Annotated in this window: 16 protein-coding genes; 5 read left to right on the forward strand and 11 right to left on the reverse strand. The window is 69.8% G+C overall.

What is annotated here, in order from left to right; all coding sequences use genetic code 11:
* Both EV192_RS20720 and EV192_RS20725 read right to left on the reverse strand, forming a co-directional pair.
* A complete protein-coding gene (locus EV192_RS20720; protein ID WP_132117736.1) occupies positions 1 to 657 on the reverse strand; it encodes a response regulator in 657 nt (218 codons plus the stop codon).
* A complete protein-coding gene (locus EV192_RS20725) occupies positions 654 to 1,769 on the reverse strand; it encodes a sensor histidine kinase (protein ID WP_165960516.1) in 1,116 nt (371 codons plus the stop codon). Before EV192_RS20725 ends, EV192_RS20720 begins: the two co-directional genes overlap by 4 nt.
* A gap of 157 nt (positions 1,770 to 1,926) precedes the next feature.
* Between EV192_RS20725 and EV192_RS20730 the strand changes: the two genes are divergently transcribed.
* The gene (locus EV192_RS20730; protein ID WP_165960517.1) at positions 1,927 to 2,505 is read left to right on the forward strand and encodes an SgcJ/EcaC family oxidoreductase; all 579 of its coding nucleotides are present in this window, start codon (positions 1,927 to 1,929) and stop codon (positions 2,503 to 2,505) included.
* Here the strand turns inward: EV192_RS20730 and EV192_RS20735 are convergent.
* Complete coding sequence (locus EV192_RS20735; RefSeq protein WP_132117739.1) at positions 2,434 to 4,665, reverse strand: MMPL family transporter; 2,232 nt, start codon at positions 4,663 to 4,665, stop codon at positions 2,434 to 2,436. The genes EV192_RS20730 and EV192_RS20735 overlap by 72 nt on opposite strands.
* Before the next feature lie 231 nt (positions 4,666 to 4,896).
* Here EV192_RS20735 and EV192_RS20740 point away from each other — a divergent pair, with 231 nt between their 5' ends.
* Together EV192_RS20740 and EV192_RS20745 are read left to right on the forward strand one after the other, a co-directional pair.
* Positions 4,897 to 6,072 carry a sensor histidine kinase gene (locus tag EV192_RS20740; RefSeq protein WP_132117740.1) on the forward strand — a complete coding sequence of 392 codons (1,176 nt, stop codon included), beginning with the start codon at positions 4,897 to 4,899 and terminating at the stop codon, positions 6,070 to 6,072.
* A complete protein-coding gene (locus tag EV192_RS20745; RefSeq protein WP_132117741.1) occupies positions 6,069 to 6,743 on the forward strand; it encodes a response regulator in 675 nt (224 codons plus the stop codon). The genes EV192_RS20740 and EV192_RS20745 overlap by 4 nt, the downstream gene beginning before the upstream one ends.
* On the opposite strand, the gene EV192_RS20750 is transcribed toward EV192_RS20745, so the two are convergent.
* On the reverse strand, positions 6,707 to 7,549 hold the full coding sequence (locus EV192_RS20750) for an alpha/beta fold hydrolase (RefSeq protein ID WP_132117742.1): 843 nt from the start codon (positions 7,547 to 7,549) through the stop codon (positions 6,707 to 6,709). The two genes, EV192_RS20745 and EV192_RS20750, sit on opposite strands and share 37 nt — an antisense overlap.
* Positions 7,550 to 7,790: 241 nt before the next feature.
* Between EV192_RS20750 and EV192_RS20755 the strand changes: the two genes are divergently transcribed.
* Positions 7,791 to 8,627, forward strand: coding sequence for a MerR family transcriptional regulator (locus EV192_RS20755; RefSeq protein ID WP_132117744.1), 837 nt, complete (start codon positions 7,791 to 7,793; stop codon positions 8,625 to 8,627).
* A gap of 81 nt (positions 8,628 to 8,708) precedes the next feature.
* On the forward strand, positions 8,709 to 9,932 hold the full coding sequence (locus tag EV192_RS20760) for a serine hydrolase domain-containing protein (protein WP_243726962.1): 1,224 nt from the start codon (positions 8,709 to 8,711) through the stop codon (positions 9,930 to 9,932).
* A gap of 58 nt (positions 9,933 to 9,990) precedes the next feature.
* On the opposite strand, the gene EV192_RS20765 is transcribed toward EV192_RS20760, so the two are convergent.
* From EV192_RS20765 to EV192_RS20795, 7 genes are read right to left on the reverse strand one after another with little or no spacing between them, the layout of a single operon-like run.
* Complete coding sequence (locus tag EV192_RS20765; protein ID WP_207926158.1) at positions 9,991 to 11,073, reverse strand: Lrp/AsnC family transcriptional regulator; 1,083 nt, start codon at positions 11,071 to 11,073, stop codon at positions 9,991 to 9,993.
* Positions 11,028 to 11,912, reverse strand: a complete 885-nt coding sequence (locus tag EV192_RS20770) for an alpha/beta fold hydrolase (protein ID WP_132117746.1) — start codon at positions 11,910 to 11,912, stop codon at positions 11,028 to 11,030. The genes EV192_RS20765 and EV192_RS20770 overlap by 46 nt, the downstream gene beginning before the upstream one ends.
* A gap of 14 nt (positions 11,913 to 11,926) precedes the next feature.
* Positions 11,927 to 13,105 carry a M24 family metallopeptidase gene (locus EV192_RS20775; protein ID WP_132117748.1) on the reverse strand — a complete coding sequence of 393 codons (1,179 nt, stop codon included), beginning with the start codon at positions 13,103 to 13,105 and terminating at the stop codon, positions 11,927 to 11,929.
* Positions 13,102 to 13,968: an ABC transporter permease gene (locus tag EV192_RS20780; protein ID WP_132117750.1), complete on the reverse strand. Its 867-nt coding sequence runs from the start codon at positions 13,966 to 13,968 to the stop codon at positions 13,102 to 13,104. The genes EV192_RS20775 and EV192_RS20780 overlap by 4 nt, the downstream gene beginning before the upstream one ends.
* Positions 13,969 to 13,978: 10 nt before the next feature.
* Positions 13,979 to 14,941: an ABC transporter permease gene (locus EV192_RS20785; RefSeq protein WP_132117752.1), complete on the reverse strand. Its 963-nt coding sequence runs from the start codon at positions 14,939 to 14,941 to the stop codon at positions 13,979 to 13,981.
* 9 nt (positions 14,942 to 14,950) lie between these two features.
* Positions 14,951 to 16,567 (reverse strand): ABC transporter substrate-binding protein, encoded by a 1,617-nt coding sequence (locus EV192_RS20790; RefSeq protein ID WP_132117754.1) that lies wholly within the window; start codon positions 16,565 to 16,567, stop codon positions 14,951 to 14,953.
* Positions 16,568 to 17,776 (reverse strand): dipeptidase, encoded by a 1,209-nt coding sequence (locus EV192_RS20795; RefSeq protein ID WP_132117756.1) that lies wholly within the window; start codon positions 17,774 to 17,776, stop codon positions 16,568 to 16,570.
* Positions 17,777 to 17,817: the final 41 nt, after the last annotated feature.

Raw genomic sequence — 17,817 nt, forward strand, 5'->3', positions numbered from 1 at the left:
TCATCGGGTGGCGTAGCCGGCTTCCCAGGCCCAGGCGGCGATCCCGACCCGGTTGCGCGCGCCGAGCTTGCGCTGGGCGCTGGCGATGTGGGTCTTGACCGTGCCGGTGCCGATGAACAGCTCGGCGGCGATCTCCGGGTTCGTCTTGCCCAGCGCGACGAGCCGCACGACGTCGGTCTCCCGGCTGGTCAGCGGCTCGGCGGCCACCGGGCCTGGATGCGGGCCGGTCAGGTGCTGCAGGAGCCGCACGGTGAGGGACGGGCTGATCAGCGTGTCGCCGGCCATCGCCGCGCGGATGGCCTCGACCAGCAAGGTCGGGCCGGCCCGCTTGAGCAGGAAGCCGCAGGCCCCGTGGCGGAACGCGGTCCGCACGTAGTCGTCGAGGTCGAAGGTGGTGACCACGATGACCCGGGTCGGGTCCTGGACGTCCGCGCCGGCCAGCAGGCGGGTCACTTCCAGCCCGTCCAGGCGGGGCATTCGGATGTCGGCCAGTACCACGTCCGGGCGCAGCTCCCTGGCCAGGTCGACCGCGGCCACGCCGTCCGCGGTCTCGGCGACCACCCGCATGTCCGGCTGGGCGTTGAGGATCAGCCGGAAGCCGCTGCGGATGTCGGCCTGGTCGTCGGCGATCAGGATGCGGATGGGCGCGTCGGTCATGGCGCTCCGGTGTCCGGTGGCAGCGGCAGGGCGGCGACGACCCGCCAGCCGGCCGGCCCACACGGGCCGGCGTGCAGGGTGCCGCCCAGCGCCTCGACCCGTTCGGCCAGGCCAAGCAGGCCGAGGCCACCGTGCCGGTGCAGGCCGGGCGACAGTCCCGGGCGGCGCGGGGCGCCGGCGGCGTTGTTCGTGACAGCGACGACCAGCGTCGGACCGAGGGGCGACTCGGCGGCACGTCGGGTGAGGCTGACTTCGACCCGGGACTCGGCCGGTGCGTGCCGCCGCACGTTGGTCAGCGACTCCGTCACGACCCGGTAGGCCGTGGCCGCGATCTCGCCGGGTGCTGTGACGTCGTCGATGTCGACGTGGACGTTCGCGGTGCCTTCGGCGGCGAACCGGTCCAGCAGCGGTACCAGATCGTCCAGAGTGGACCGGGCCGGCGGGCCGAGGGCCGCGTTCTCCGGCCCGGTGCGCAGCATCGCCACCGCGCGGTCCATCGCGGCCAACGCGCGCTGGCCGCCTTGTTCGATGCGGTCGAGGGTTTCCAGGAGCTGCGCGGGCTGGCCGGCGACGATGCGGGCGGCCTGGGCCTGCACCACCATGCCGCTGACGTCATGGGCGACGAAGTCGTGCAGGTCCCGGGCCAGTTCGAGGCGTTCGGCCCGGCGTTTGGCCGCGACCGACTGAGCCCACCGGACGTCCACCGAGCGCAGGTGCACACCGACCCCGACCGCGAGGATCCCGCCGAGGAACCAATAGGCCAGGACCAGCAGTGCCCGGGTGACTGTGGCCGGCTCGACGATCCTGATCATCACGCCGGTCAGCGCCAGGCTGGCGACGACGAGCGCGGCCACAGCCGGCCACAGGGCGCACCACCGCGCCACGCGGTTCATCAACAGCAGCAGCGTCGCGGTTTCGAGCAGGCCGAACACAGCTCCGGCGGCGGTCAGCCCACCCCAGGCCTGCGCCGCGAACGTCGCGCCGATGGAGACCAGCGCCACCACGCCGGTCGCCGCGGCCAGCAAGTTCCGTCGCCTGAACCCGAGGACGAGAACGGCGGTGGGGACGGCGAAAGCCCCGGGAACGAAGTAGAACAGCGCGCCCCCCGACATGCCGCAACGGTACTCCTCGTGCCCGCCGCCGAGGCTCTGCCGTTCGGCAGAGACCGCGGCGTCTTCGCTCGCACAACCTGCCAGGTGGCAGATGGCGAACACGGCCGCACGGCGGCGAAAGTTACCAGCGAACGGACATACTGGAGGGAGAAACGGCATGCGGTTGCGGAAATCGGGCGGGTCGCACTGGCGGGTGGTTGCCGCCGCGGCAGCGGTGTTGCTCAGTACGGGTGTCGCCGTGGCGAACGCGGCAACACCACGAACCGAGCAGGAATCCCAGGCGGACCAACACAGGCGCGACCGGGAGGAGTTGCGGCAGCTGCTGCAGAAGCAGAACGACGCCTGGGCAAGGAACGACGGGCACGCGCTCGCCGCCGTGTTCACCGAGAACGGCGTGCACGTCGCGTTCGACGGCACGTTGTCGAACGGTCGAGCGCAGATCGATCGAAACTTCACGTTGTGGTTCGACAAGTACATGAAGGGCACCCGCCTTTCGCCCGACCCGGTGGCGCCACTGACGAACGTTCGATTCGTCGGGCCTGGGGTGGCTGTCATGATCGTGGGCGACAACTGTGTGCTGTGGCCAGGTGAGACGGCATGCCACCCGGAGGCCCTGTCCCGCCAGACCTATGTGGCAGTCCGGGAGAACGGTCGCTGGAAGCTCTCATCCTTTCAGAACACCCGAATCCGCAACCTGCTCCCGGTCCCCGGCGGCGTAGCGGCTCCCGTGTCCTGAATGGTCCGTGCGCACGCTGTGCCGCGGGCGGACTGGCCACCAGAGGGCCCGGCCGAGGAGGGCGGCCAGCGCGGGGACCAGCACCAGCGAAAGGACGAGCGCGGAGAGCATGATGCCGAGCGCCATCGCGAAGGCGACCTGTTCGTTGCCTGGGCTGGTGGCGAGCGTGGCGAAGGAGCCGGCAAGCACCAGACCGGCCGTCGCGATGGCCGGTGTGGTGTGCCGGACCGCGCGAGCGACTGCGGCACGGGCCGGGCCCGGTCGCCGCATCTCCTCCCGGACCCGGTCGGTGATCAGGATGTTGTAGTCGGTGCCCAGTGCCACGACGAACAGGAACAGCACCAGTGGCAGGGTGAAGTTGACGCCTGGGTTGCCGAGGGTGTGCTGGAACAGCAGGGTGGCGGCGCCGAGGGTGGCGGCGAAGCCGAGCCCGACGGAGAGCATCAGCAGCACCGGTGCGAGCAGGCTGCGCAGGAGCAGCAGCAGGATCAGCGCGATCAGCGCGGCCGCGACCGGGAACACGATCTTCAGGTCATGGTCGACGGCGGTGGCGATGTCGGCGAAGATCGCCGCGGTCCCGCCGACGTGTGCCGTCGTCCCGCTGGGTGTGTTCCGGGCGACCGCGTCCCGGACCGGTCCGGAGGCCAGGTCACGGGCCTGTTGGCTCTGCGGGTCGGCGGTCAGGTAGAGGTCGATCCGGGCGGCCCGGTGGTCCTCGTTCAGGACCGTCTTCGCGACCTGGCCGACACCCTTGACCTGGGCGAGCCCTCGGGCGAGGCCGTCCAGCCGGTCGGTGGTCAGTGCGCCGCCGTCCTTGGCGGTGACGAAGACGCTAGTCGGGTCCGACGCTCCGGCCGGCAGCGTGCGGGAGATCTCGGCCGCGGTGGCTACGGCCGGGGTTGGGTCACCGGAGTCGCCCCGGCCGTAGTCCATGCGGATGCCGACCAACCCCGCGGCCAGCGCGCCAAGCAGGGCGACGGAGGCAGCCACCATCATCAACGGTCGTCGCGTGACCGGCGCGCCCAGGCGGGCGGCGCGGCCTTCTCGCGGCGTGTCGCGCAGCGATTTGGAGGGCCAGAACATCTTGCGCCCGGCGGCCGCGAGCAGCGCCGGCATCAGGGTGAGGCTGCCGAGCAGCATCACCAGGACCGCGATGGCGATCGCCGGGCCCAGCGAGCGGAACTGCCCGAAGGTCGCCAGGCCCAGCGTGGCGAACGCGGCCACGATGGTCAGCGCCGCCGAAGTGATCGCGGTGCCCACCCGGGCGGTGACCTGCCCAGCCACTTCGCGGGCGGACTGCTCAGGTCGGTCGCGCAGGTGTTCGCGGAAGCGGAACAGCAGGAACAGCAGGTAGTCGATGCCGATGCCGAGCAGGACCACGTTGATCAGGTCCGGGGTGCCCGCGTCGAGCTTCTGCCCGGTGAGCGTCGCGGCACCCGCCACGGCTCCCGCCGCGACACCGCCGATGACGGCGACCGCCAGCAGCGGTAGCAGGGCCGCCAGCACGCTGCGGAACACCAGCACGTTGAGCAGGATGATGAACACCGTGACGAGGGCGCTTCCCACCTTCGCGGCGGTCTCGTTGGCATCTGCCGTGTCGACTCGGTCGGCGAGACCCCCGGTGAAACCGGTGCGCATCCCCGCCTCGGCGAACTGCGTCCGGGCGGCGTCCCGGAAGGTCCGGTAGACGTCCTGCACCCCCTTGGCCGAGGGATTCCCGGTCAGCTGGACGGAGAGCAGTTCGAAACCCCGGTCGGGCGCTGTCATGGCCGGGGCGATCCGGGGTGTCTGGGAGTGGTCCGGGACCAGGAACCGCGGCATGTCGTCGTCGCCCCTCGGCATGACCACCCGGCGCTGGGCCAGCTTCGCCGCCTCGGCCTCGACCCGCTCCTCGTCGGCGGCACCAAGGGCCCTGCCGTCGGCGCGGGCCACCAGCATCGTCACCGTGGTGGCATCGGGGTTCACCCCGAACTGCTGCTCGGCGATCCGCAGCGCGGCGGCCGAGTCGTAGCCGCTGGGCAGGAAGTCCCCGGCCTGGTGCTGGGTGACGCGGGCGATCAGCGTCGGGGTCAGCGCGATCAACGCGACACCCAGCACCAGCCAGGCGGTGATGACCCGCCACGGGTGTCGGGTGGAATATCCGGTCAGGGCGCGGATCACGAGGTCCTCCGGCGAATGCGGGCGTCTGCCGGGGGTTCCCGGCCGGTTTTCAGCCCATCAGTCCGACCGGTCGGCAAGCGTCGTAACCGCGGATGATCCGAACCGGGGCCCTGAGTCCCCTCCACCATCCCGTGACCAGGATCCTGGTCCTAGTCCCATGGCCGCGAGCTGCTGCCGCCCAGGTGCTGTGCGACCCTGTCCTGAGGGGGCCGTAAGCAGGGAGAACAGGACATGCCCAGGAGCCGACACAGCCGGCCTGACGCCTGGGAGCCGCCGTGGACCCGTAACGACGCGCTCGTGGCCGCCGGGGCCTGCGTGCTGAACCTGCTCAGCTACGTGTTCTTCAACACCCCCGACGACCAACACGTCGTGAGCGTGACCGGGTTCCTCCTGGTCGCGCTGGCAGCCGTACCACTGCTCGCCCGGCGCACCCACCCAGTGGCGGTGCTCGCCGCTGTCCTGATCCTCGACACGACGGCCACCCTGGCCGTGCCGTTGTCCCGCCACTTCGGTGCCGTCCTGGTGGTCGCCCTGTACTCAGTCGCCCGGTTCCGCCCCGGCTGGGTGACGGCGGTCGCGGCCGTCGCGACGGCGTCGCTGACGCTGTTGAGCCAGAGCAACGGCCGGATTCCGTCCTGGCCGGACCTCATCAACTCGCCCCTCACCGTCCTGATCGTCGTCGGCGCCGCCCTGGTGATCAACCGTTGGCAGCAGGAGGTGGCGACCAACCGCCAACTCCTCGCCGACCGTGCGGTGGCCGACGAACGCCGCCGCATCGCACGGGAGCTGCACGACATCGTGGCCCACCACATCACCACCATGCAGCTGATGGCCGGCGGAGCCCGAGCCAACATCGCCCAACCGGAGGTGGTCCAGGACGCCCTGGTCACCTTGGAGTCCTCCGGGCGGCTCGCGCTGCGCGAGATGCGCCAGCTCCTCGACGTGCTGCGGGCCGACGACGAGCCGGAGGCCGCGCCGCCGCTGCCGCAGCCCGGCGTCGACGACCTCGACCGCTTGGTGGCCGAGTCTCGTCTGGCCGGACTGCCGACCGAGTTCACCGTCCGCGGGCCGCGGCGTCCGCTGCCGCCGACCGTCGGCCTCACGGTGTTCAGGATCGCCCAGGAGGCCCTCAGCAACGCCCGCAAGTACGCAGGGCACGCCCGCGCGTCCGTACAGCTGACGTACCGCCAGGACGGGGTCACCGTCGAGGTACGGGACGACGGCGGGGACACGCCACCGCAGGAGATGGCGCTGGGCTCGGGCGGTTACGGCCTGATCGGCATGCGCGAGCGCGTCGCCCTGCACGGCGGCACCCTCACCGCCGGCCCGCAGGCCGACGGGGGGTTCGCGGTGGTGGCTGACCTGCCGCTGAGCCCGACCGACCAGCACGAGGGGGCGCTGCGATGACCGGGTCCGGGCGGATCAGGGTGCTGATCGTGGACGACCAGCCGCTGGTCCGGCGCGGCCTGTCGCTGATCCTCTCGCCCGACCCGTCGTTCGAGGTGGTGGGCGAGGCCGAGAACGGCACGCAGGCGATCGCCCTCGCCCACCAACTGCGTCCGGACGTGGTGGTGATGGACATCCGGATGCCCGGCCTCGACGGCGTCGGCGCGACCAGGGAACTCGCCGCCACCGCGCCCGGCTGCCGGGTCCTGGCCCTCAGCACCTTCGACATGGACGAGTACGTGGTGGGCGCCCTGCGCGCTGGGGCCTACGGGTTCCTGCCCAAGGACAGCTCCCCGGAGGATCTGAGCGCGGCCATCCGCACCGTCCACGCCGGCGAGGCCGCTGTCGCGCCGCGCCTGCTCACCCGGCTGATCTCCACCTACGTACGACCACCCGGCACTGCCCGACCGACCCCCACCGGCCTCAGTGACCTCACACCCCGGGAGGTCGAGGTGTGGCGTCTGATGGCCACCGGCCTGGACAACTCCGAGATCGCCCGCGCCCTGGACATCAGCCTGTCCACGGTCAAGAACCACATCACCAGCATCTTCGACAAGCTGACCGTCCGCGACCGCGCCCAAGCGGTCATCGCGGCCTACGAGTCGGGCCTCGTCACCGCCGGTGCCTCCTGATCGTCGGGTCCGCATCGGACGAACGCCAGCAGGTCGGCGTTGAGCTGCTGGCGGTGGGACAGCTGGAGCATGTGGGGCGCGTCGCGGTAGACCAGGAACCTGCTGTCGGGGATCAGCTCGGCCGAGCGGCGACCAAAGACGTCCAAGGGCCCGAAGAGGTCGCTGTCGCCGTGCACCACCAGCGCGGGAACCGTGATCTCGCGCATCTCGGCGCTGAAGTCGGCCGCCACGTGCGCGGCGGCGCAGTCCACCGCGGCCTTGAGTGACACCCCCATCCAGTCCTGGATGGTGCGTTGCGTTTCCACCGGGGGTATCGCGCGGCTGGGTAGCCCGCTGCCGAAGGACGCCGCGGTGCTGTCCGCCACCCACTGGCCGTAGCCGTCTCGAAGCTGGTCCAGCCACTGCGTCGCCTCGGCGGGACCGAGATCCAGTTTCGGCACCGTGGCACCCACCAACGCGATGCCCGAGACGCGCTGGTCACCGTGTCTGCTGAGGTACCGGACGATCTCGCCGCCGCCCATCGAGTGCCCGACCAGGGTGACGTCGGTGAGCTCAAGGGTGGTGAGTACGGCGGCCAGATCGTCGGCGAGGGTGTCGAACTCGTATCCGCTACCCGGGTCGTCGGATCGCCCGTGACCGCGGCGGTCGTAGGCGACCGCGCGATACCCGTGCTCGACCAGGTGCAGCATCTGGTGCTCCCACATGTGGCCACTCATCAGCATGCTGTGCACGAACACGACCGGGCGTCCAGCGCCCCAGTCCCGGTAGTACAGCTCGGTTCCGTCCGAAGTACGTAAGGTCGGCATGGCAGTTGTTCAGCCGGCCAGCGGTTGGGTGGTCAGGTGGTAGTCCGTGCGGATCCGGGCGTTCTCGACGTAGCGGGTGGCGATGAGGGTGGGATCGGCGGTCGTGTTCGACATGACTGGGTGTTCCCTTCCGTCGGCCAGGGTGGCCGCTGGCACAGACGGTCGGCGGTGCCGCCGCGGCAGGGTCAAGCCGGTTCTCCGGGCGAACTCTCCCCTTGGGGGAGGGCGCACACTACGGATCATGACCGGGCATCTGTCGATCGGGGACTTCTCCCGCGCCACCCACCTGACCATCAAGACGCTGCGCCACTATCACCGGATCGGCCTGCTCGAACCCGCTGACGTGGATCCGCACACCGGCTACCGGCGCTACACCACCGAACAACTGCCCACGGTCCAGGTCATCCGCCGCTTCCGCGACCTGGACATGCCACTGGAGGAGATCCAGGCGATCCTGGCCACACCCGATCCACGGGTGCGCACCGAACGGATCGTGATGCATCTCAAGCGCCTGGAAGAACACCTCGGGCGCACGCAGCGAGCCGTCGGCACGTTGCGTGATCTCCTCGTGCGGGACGCCGCCGGCGGAGTCGCCGACGTCGAGCTGCGCAGCGCACCCGCCGTCCCGGCTGCCGTGATCACCGAGACAGTCGCCGCCGAAGACGCGGCGACCTGGCAACAGGGCGCGCTCGGTGAGCTCTACGCGACGCTGGCCGCGCAACAACTTCCCCACACCGGTCCGGCCGGCGGCCTCTACGCCGACGAGGTGTTCACCCACGCCCACGGCCAGGTGACCATCTTCCTGCCCTGCGCCGGCCCGGTCCAGCCGATGGGCCGGGTCTCGACCCAGCTCGTCCCGGCCGCCGAACTGGCGGTCATGGCACACGACGGACCACCGACGGATGTCGACCGCACCTACTCGGCCCTCGCGACCTATGTGGCCCGCCACGCCATCTCGGTCGACGGCCCCATCCGGGAGTACTACGTCGTCGGCCAGCGCGACACAGCGGACACGACACAATGGCGAACCGAGGTCGGCTGGCCGGTCTTCCTCACCGGCGCGGCCGTCCAGGAGTGACCGTCCGGATGACGCCCGGGGTGGTGGCCGTGTCAGCCCGGTGACTGTTCGGTGTCAGGACGGCTGGCGATGGTGGCGGCTGTGATCAGTTCACCGATCGCGGCCTCGGAGCCGCGAACAACCAGGAGTACCAACAGGGTCCGGACGCCGCGGGTCCTCCGGCGGGTGGGGGTCGCGGCGCTGGCGGTCACGTTGCTGGCCGGGGCGGCCGCGCCCGCGACGGCCGCTGCCAGGCCGGACCGGCCGGAGTTGCAGGCGGCCATCCAGTCCATCGTCGACCAGGGTTTCGCCGGGACGCAGATGCGCGTGCGCGACCAGCGGGGCGAGTGGGTCGGCAGTGCCGGGGTGAGCAAGCTGGGTGAGCCCGCGAAGCCCGCCACGTACGGGCGGTTTCGGGTGGGCAGCGCCACCAAGGCGTTCACCGCGACGGTGGCGTTGCAGCTGGTGGCCGCCGGCCAGGTCGGGCTCGACACCCCGGCGGCCGACTACCTGCCCGGGTACGGGTTGGACCGGCGGATCACGGTGCGGATGTTGTTGCAGCACACCAGCGGGCTGTTCAACTTCACCGGCGAGTTCTACCCGGACCGGTTCGAGCCGGGGATCCCGGTGACCGGCGAGGAGTGGGTGGACAACCGGTTCCACGTCTATCCGCCGGCGGAGCTGGCCCGGTTCGCGTTGGCCAAGCCGACCCGGTTCGAGCCGGGCACGGGCTGGAGCTACGCCAACACCAACTACGTGCTGATCAGGCTGCTGATCGAGAAGGTCACCGGGCATTCGTACGTCGACGAGGTGAAGCGGCGGATCCTGTGGCCGCTCAAGCTCTGGGGTACTGAGGCGCCGGAACTCTGGTCGACGGAGATCCTCGGGCCGCACGCCCACGGTTACTACCGGTACGAGGACGCCTCCGGGCAGAAGCAGACGGTTGACGTCTCCCGGCAGAACCCGTCGTGGCTGTCCAACGGCGGTGACATGATCTCGACCACCCAGGATCTCAGCACGTTCCTCGCCGCGTTGCTCGGCGGGAAGCTGCTGCCGGCCCCACTGTTGGCCCAGATGCTCACGCCGTATCCGACGAGCGGCTACGGCTTCGGGTTGACCATGATGGCCATGGGCCCGAGTTGTGGCGGCACTCTCGTCGCCATCAGCGGCTTCATCAACGGCTACGGGCAGCTGACGTACAGCACGCTCGACGGCCGCAAGACCCTGTCCGCCTCGGTGACCACCGGGGACAAAGACGTCGACCTGATTCCGGAAGGCGCCAAGGCGGTCCAGAAGCTCCTCAAGGCGGAGTTCTGCACCGGATAGGCCGGCGCGGATCGGCCACGCCGAGTCCGGTGTGGCCGGTCCAGCCGCAGTCCTGGCGTCACCGCGGTTCGGCCGCGAGCGGAAGAGTGCGGCCGTTGCGGATGGTCCGGTCCTCGGCGAGTTGGGCCCGCCACCAAGGGGCTTCGACGAAACCGCGTTTGAGCGACAGCAGCTCCACCGAGGAGCTCCACCCGATCACGCCGTCGAGTTCCGCGAGGGTGGCGGTGGTGAACTCGAACAGGCCGCGGGTGGAGGACGCGATCACCTCGCAGAGTAAGGAGTTGCCGTCCAGGGTCGCCGCCAGGTAGCGCACGGACCGGTGTTGGGCCAGCGACTGCGCCACCGAACTGAGCTTCGCGGGCTGGACGGTCACTGTCAGCAGCGTCTCGGTCTCCAGGCCCAGTGCGGCCGCGGGCACGAGGGTCACCACGGACGCGCAGCCGTCGTTGATCATCCGCTCGAACCGCCGCCGCACCGTGCTTTCGTTGATCTCCAGTGCGTCGGCGACGGCTTTGAAACTCGCCCGCCCGTCCTCCCGCAGGACCCGCAGGATGGCCACGTCGAGTTTGTCCAGGTGCTCCGGGGCGCACGTCGGCTCCTCCGTGGCGCGGTGGGGCACCGGCGCGGTGGCGTCGAGCAGCTGCTGGCTCCAGTCGTGGGTGATCTTGTAGACGTGCAGGATCAGGTCGCTGTACCAGCGCTCGACCCCCTCGATGCGCTGGACTTCCAGCATGGTTCGGGGATAGCGGGTGGCGCCGGCGGGCACGACCAGCTCGACCGCGATGTCGTACGGCCCGGTGATCAGGCCGGCGTACCGGATGTCGTCGCGGCCGACCAGCTGCTCGGCGACCTCGAACTGGGTGCCGGGCCGGCAGCCGATCCGCGCGAAGAACGTCTCCACCGGACCGGTGCTGCCCAGGCTCGCCATGACGGCCACGCGCATCACACCGTCGGCGATCAGCTGCTGCACCCGCCGGGCCACCGTCGGGACGGACGTGTCGCAGGCCGCCGCGATCGCGGTCCAACTGGCGCGGCCGTCCTGTTGCAGCGCCACGATGATCTGGCGGCTGAGGTCGTCGAGGGTGGCGAGCGCCTTCACTGTCCGATGCCCGCGAGGAACTCCCGTACCGTTCTCGTCCACGCCTCGGCCTCCTCGATCTGCGGTGAGTGCCCCGACTTCTCGAAGATCACCAGCCGCGAGTCCGCGACCAGGTTCGCGATGGCCTCGCTGCGGTCCACCGGGGTGATCCAGTCCGTCCGGCCCACGGTGACCAGGGTCGGACAGCTGATGGACGATAGCGCGGACTTGATGTCGTATCCGGGGATGTTCACCGAAAAAGCGTAGTTGTGAGCCTCGTAACGGTACGGTGTGGCGTCGACGCGCTGTTGCACTGCGGCCGGGTCGTAGTTGTAGTCGTAGAGCGGCAGGATTTCGCGCCAGCAGTCGCGTAGGTCGTCGTTGTCGCGTACGCGGCCGTTGAAGATGCGGTCGAGCTTGTCCGGGTCGACCTGCACCCGCGCCGAGGCCAAGGCGTTGGCGCGCGCGGCTTCCTCGTGTGAGTTGTCCGGCGACGTGTCGCGCAGCACGAGCGCGGACACGCGGTCGGGGTGGCGGATCGTGTACTCCATGGCCATGAAGCCGCCGTACGACCCGCCGGCCATGATGATCTGCTCGGCGCCGATCCATTCACGCAGGCCCTCGATGTCGGCCGCCCACTGCTCGTGGCTGAACGGGCCCTTGCCCTCGCTCTGCCCGGAGCCACGGGCGTCGAACACCACCACCCGGTAGGTGTCGGCGAGCCGGCCGAAGCTGGCCCGGGGCTCGGCGCGCGAACCCAGTCCGGGGGCGCCGTGGTGGGCGATCAGCACCGGCGCGTCCGGCGGGCCGAGCACCTCGACGGCCAGCCGGTTGCCGTTGATCTCGACGAACTGTGCCTCGGTGATCGCGGCGGCGAACTTCGGTGAGTCCTGTGTGGACATTGGTTTCTCCTTTGTCATACCGGGATCACGCAGTCTTCGAGGCCGCGGGGGAAGGCGGTGAGTGGCTCGGCGCCCTCCTCGGTGACGAGCATGCTGTCGGAGATGCGGTACCCGGCGTGACCAGGCACGTAGATCCCCGGCTCGTTGGACACGATCATCCCCGGTTCGAGCACGGTGTCGTCACCGTCCTCCAGCCACGGCGGCTCGTGCATGCCCAGGCCGATCCCGTGGCCCTGCCGGTGCCGCAGATACCCGCCGAGACCGGCGTCCCGCAGCACGGCCAGGCAGGTCGCGTTCGCCGCGCGGCACTCGACGCCGGGCCGGATCGCCTCGCCGCCGACCTGCTGTGCCTCCCAGACGGCCTGGTGAAAACGACGCTGCTCTTCGGTGGGCTCGCCCAGCACGAAGGTGCGCTCGCCTTCCACGAACCGCCCGCCGACCGCGCATCCGAGCGACAGCATGAACGTGTCGCCCGGGGTGAGTCGGTAACCGGACGGCAGGCCGTGCGGGTACGCCGAGTTGGCCCCGGCGTAGACCAGGCCGCCGGCGAGCATCGACACCACGACGACATCGGTGTGCTCGGCGTACATCGTCCCGGTGCCGACCTTGCCCACGTACGAGGCCAACTCCGCCTCACTGGGCAGTTCCCGGCCGGCCGCGACGGCGCCGGTGACGAGTTCGACCCCAGCGGTCAGCATCAGGTCGGTGATCCGCGCGGCCTCCGCGTGCAGGGCGACTTCCTCAGGCGTCTTGACGTACCGGCAGACCGTCACCAGATCGGTCGGCACAAACTCCATAGTGGACAGTTCGGCTCGGGCGGCGGCCAGCCGCTGGTAGGAGATCGACGTGGTGTGGCCGACACGCCGGTTCGCGGTCCCGACGAAATTCGCCAGGGCGGCGAACGGCGGCAGCACACCGGGATACTCCGGGTACGACACCAGTTCCGCGGCTGCGTTCTGTGCCTCGGCGTGCTCACGTTCCAGCTCAGGCAGCAGCAGAACGCAGCGGCCGGTGGCCTCCAGCCAGACCGCGACCGGCCGTTCGCACGGGTGGTGGAAGAAGCCGGTCAGGTACGCGACGTCCTCCGGATCGTCGGTGAACACCGCGTCGAGGTCGTCCTCGGCCGCGCGAGCCCGGACCTTGTCCTGCACGTCGGCGAAGAAAGCTGGGCTGAGTCGTTGGGAGAAGGTCATTTCGCCCTCCGGCGACGTGGGTTGCGGGCGTCGTTGTAGGCCGTGGACAGCAGTGTCGCCGCCAGCACGAGCAGCAGGATCGCCAGGGACGGGAACAAGGGCAGCCACCACGCGGTGGACATCGCCCCCGCCTGCTGCGCCTCGTAAAGGATGCGGCCCCAGGACCAGCTCGTCGGGTCGCCCAGGCCCAGGAACGCCAGCCCGGCCGCGGACAGCACCGCCCGGGAGGCGGTGAGCACCACCGACACCAGGATCAGCGGGGCCACCGCGGGGATCACGTGCCTGGTGATGATCCACACGGGCGACTTGGTCATCAGCCGCGCGGCGTCCACATAGGGCAGTCGGACCACGGCGAGTGCCTGCGACCGCACGACTCTGGTCACCTCGGGCCAGGAGAACGCGGCGATCACGATGATGATCGTCTGGGTGCTCGGCCCGGCGAGCGCCGCGACCAGGATCATCAGCGGCAGGATCGGCAGGGACAGGGTCAGGTCGACGATCACCCCGATCGGGGCGTCGATCTTGGGGAAGTACGCGCTGATCACCGCGAGCAGCGTGCCGACCAGGATGGCCAGCAGCGACGCCGCCGCGGCGACCAACAGGCTCTGCCGCGTTCCCCAGACGACCTCGCCGTAGACGTCCAGCCCCAGGCTGTCGGTGCCGAACCAGTGCCCACCGGACGGGGGCGCGAGCACGACATCGCCGTAGCCGGACGGGTAGGTGGCCAGCAACGGCGCCGCGATCGCGACGAGAACCAGCAGCACGAGCACGGCCAGCGCGCCAAGGCCGAGCGGTTCCCGGCGCAACGCGCGCCAGGTCGACCGGCCGGCGGCCTGCTCCAGGTGTGGTGTGGTAGCGGTCATGTCAGGCCTCTCATGACGCCTTCACGCGCGGATCCAGCACGCCGTAGACGATGTCGGTCACCATGTTCGCGACCACCACGGTCGCCGCGAGCAGGATGAAAGCCCCTTGCAGGACCGGGAAGTCCAGCTGCGTCACCGCCTCGTAGACACCCCGGCCGATCCCCGGATAGGCGTACACGGTCTCGATGAGCACCGCCCCGCCCACCACGAAACCCAGCTGCAGGCCGACGAGGGTGGTGGTGGGCAGCAGCGCGTTGCGCAGTGCGTGTTTCCACAGCACTCGCCGGAACGGCAGCCCGTTGGCGCGGGCCAGGACGACGTAGTCCTCGTTCAGCGAGTCGATCAGGGTCGAGCGCATCGTCAGCACGTACGACCCCAGTTGGGCGAACACCAACGACAAACACGGCAGCACGAGGTGGTGCAACACGCTGACGTACCACTCACCGCCGTAGGTGCCGTCGGTGAACGCCCCGCCGATCGGGAACCAGCCGAACCGCAGCCCGAACACGTACAGCAGCAGGATTCCCATGCTGGGCACGAAAAGCGACTGGCCGGTGACCGCGACCACCTGCACGGTCCGGTCCCAGAGGCCGCCCGCCCGCGCCGCGGCGAGCACGCCCAGCGGGATGCCGAGCACGACCGTCACCAGTAGCGACGAGACGGCCAGCAGCAGTGTCCACGGCAGACGCTGCATCAGGACGTCCACCACGCTGCTGCCCTGGGTGAACGAGATCCCCAGGTTGCCCTGCAGCAGCTGGCCGAGGTACTTCACGTACTGCACGGGCAGCGACTGGTCCAACCCGTACTGGGCCAGCAGGTTCGCCCGCAGCTCCGGCGTCATGTTCGTGCTCGCGATCGCCAGCGCGGGGTCGCCCGGCAGCAGCCGCAACAGCAGGAAGGTGACTGTCACCGCGAACCAGATGGTGAGCAGGCCACGGCCGACTCTCTTGAGCACGAACAACGTCAGGGACATCCGGACGCCCTAGCCCGCCTTGGTCGCCGAGGCGACCGACACCGGGTTGACGATGGACAGCAGCTCGCTCGGCTTGACCACGAACCCGCTCCACGAGTCGCGGTAGGCGGTGTAGAGGTTCTGCGTGTACATGATGTTGTCGTAGACCTGGTCACGCACGATCTTGGCGGCCTCACGCGTGATCGGGATCTGCTTGCCCTGCTCGAAGGTCACCCGTGCCTGGTTGATCAGGGCGGTGAGGGCGGGGTCGTCGTTGTACGTGTAGTTGATCGCGCCGCCCGGCAGGTACGCCAGTGACATGTTCGTGGTCGGGTCGTCCATGATCGCGAAGTTGCCGGCGTAGATGTCGAAGTCGCCCTTGTTGGTCATGGCCAGGTACGTGTTGCGCTCGATGCCCTGCAGGTCGATCGTGACACCCGCCTTGGCCGCGCCGTCCTTGACCAGGCTCGCCCACTGCGCGGTGACCGGGTCCTGCAGCGAGTAGATCAGCCGGAACTTCAACGGGAAGTTGCCGTTCGCGTCGGCCTGGTAGCCCGCGCCGGTCAGCAGCCGGCGGGAGGCCTGCGGGTCGAACGGGTACTCGGTGATCGACTTGTCGTAGTAGTCCTTCAGCACCGGCATCAGCTGGCTCGACCCGGTGGACACCGCCTGGCCCTGCAGCACGACCCGGCGGATCGCCTCGTAGTCCACGGCCTGCGCGAGTGCCATCCGGACGTCCCGCTTGGCGAGATCGGGCCGCTTCATGTTGTAGGTCATGTGCGCGTAGCCCAGGCCGGGCACCTCGGCGACCTTGACGCCCTTGGTGTTCTGCAGCTCCTTGACCTGCGTGGGTGGCAGGGCGTTGGCGATGATGTCGACGTCGCCGTTCTTCAGCGCCAGGATCTCGGTGTTCACGTCCGGGTAGACCCGGTAGACGACCTTGGCGGCCTTCGGTTTCCCGCCCGGCACGAGCGGGTAGCTGTCCACCCGCTCCATCGTGTAGCTCTGTCCCTTTTGGACCGTCTTGAGCAGGTACGGCCCGGCGCTAACCCAGCCGCCGGTCGAGCCGTCGTTGGCGAACTTGGCCACCGAGCCGGCCGGTTCGAACACGTGTTGCGGCACGACGTTGCCCCAGAAGCCGATCTCGGGAATCAGCGAGGCGTCCGGCGCGGTCAGCTTGACCTCCACGCGGGTGTCGGACACGGCCGTGGCGGAGGCGAAGTTGGCGAGCTGTCCGGTGAGCGTGCCGGCCGGCTTGTCGCGCTTGGTGGCGTTGAGCGTGAAGGCGACGTCCTTGGCGGTCAGCGGCTGGCCGTCGGACCACTTCATGCCCGCGCGGATCTCGTAGAACCCCGTGGTGTCGTTGGTGTAGCCCCACTTCTCCGCCAGCTCCGGCCCCTTGGCGCCGTTGGCGTCGATGGACAGCAGGTGCGGGTACATCAGGTTGGTGATCCAGTAGTCGCTGCGGCTGTTGCCGATCAACGGGTTGTAGTTGACCACGTCAGTCGTGGTGGCGATGGTCAACGTGGGGTCGACGGCCTGCTGGCCGCTGCTGCCGGACTGCTGGGGCGCGCTCGGCGCGCACGCCGCGAACAGCGGGATCGCGGTGAGCGCGGCGATGGCTGTGATCGTGTGGCGACGGGGCATCTAGACCCACACCTCCTTGAGGACTCTGAGTGTGTTGCCCCCCACGACCGCGGTGATCTCGTCGTCGCTGTAGCCGTGCGAGACCAGCCAGCCGATGATGTTGTGGAATCCCTCCGCCGGGTTCTCCAGCCCGTCGACGTACGGCACCTTCTCGAACTCGACGCCCCCATGCGCCTGGCCGAGTGAGAGGTTCGCGGCGAACGCGTCGTGCAGGCCGACGTGGTCGCCGAACAGGGTGTCCGGGCCGAAGCTGACGTGCTCGATGCCGACCAGGTCCACGCAGTACTTGAAGTGGTCCATCACGGACTCGAGCGAGTGCTTCGGGTGCTCGGGCGACAGCGTGGTGTGCGGCGCGGCCTCGATGCCGATCACGCCGCCGCGCTCGGCGCAGGCGCGGATCGTCTCGTCGTCCTTCATCCGGTTGGTCGGCCACACCGACCGGGCCCCCGCGTGGGTGATGAACACCGGGGTGCGGGACTTGCGGATCACGTCAAGGCCGGTGCGGTCGCCGCTGTGCGAGATGTCGATGGCGATGCCCAGCTTGTTCATCCGTTCCACGGCCCGGTCGCCGAGGTAGGTGAGCCCGCCGTCGCCGCGTTCCTTCAGCCCGCTGCCGAGCAGGTTCGCCTCGGAGTACGCGATGCCCATCTGCCGCACGCCGAAGCCGTAGAGCACGTCCAGCCGGTCGATCTCGTTCTCGATCGGGGTGGCGGCCTCTAACGCGAAGATGTGCGCGACCCGGCCGGTCGCCTGGGCGTCCTCGATGTCCGCGACCGTCTCGGCCTTGACCACGAAGTCCTGGTGGGCCAGGTCGGCCATCCGCACGCCGAGGTCGAACAGCACGTCCTGGTACTTCCAGCCGGCGTCGGAGCTGATGCAGCACGTACCGTCCATGCCGTTGTCGAACACCGCGGTCAGGCCGGAACGCGCCAGCCCGGCGTAGCCCGTTGGCTCCCGGCCCTGGCGGATGTGCTCGCGCAGGTCGGTCATGTCCGCCGGGAAGACCTGCACGTGCTCGTGCAGCGAGATCACCATGCTGTCGGCCAGCAGGCGGGTGGCCCGTTCGGCCTGCTCCCGGGTCAGGTCGAGGCCCTGGTAGGCGGGCACCCGGCCGACCTGTTCGGCGTAGGTGAACTCCCGGTAGTCCTTGCCGGCCTCGAGGTAGTCGTAGGCGGTGTAGCCGGTGTAGCGGGCAGCGGGTTCCAGCACGCTGATGCCTCCTTGTCGCCGCCTCGTGGGCCAGGCGGTCG

Origin of the sequence: Actinocrispum wychmicini, assembly GCF_004345645.1 — a bacterium.
In the GTDB taxonomy this organism is placed as follows: domain Bacteria; phylum Actinomycetota; class Actinomycetes; order Mycobacteriales; family Pseudonocardiaceae; genus Kibdelosporangium; species Kibdelosporangium wychmicini.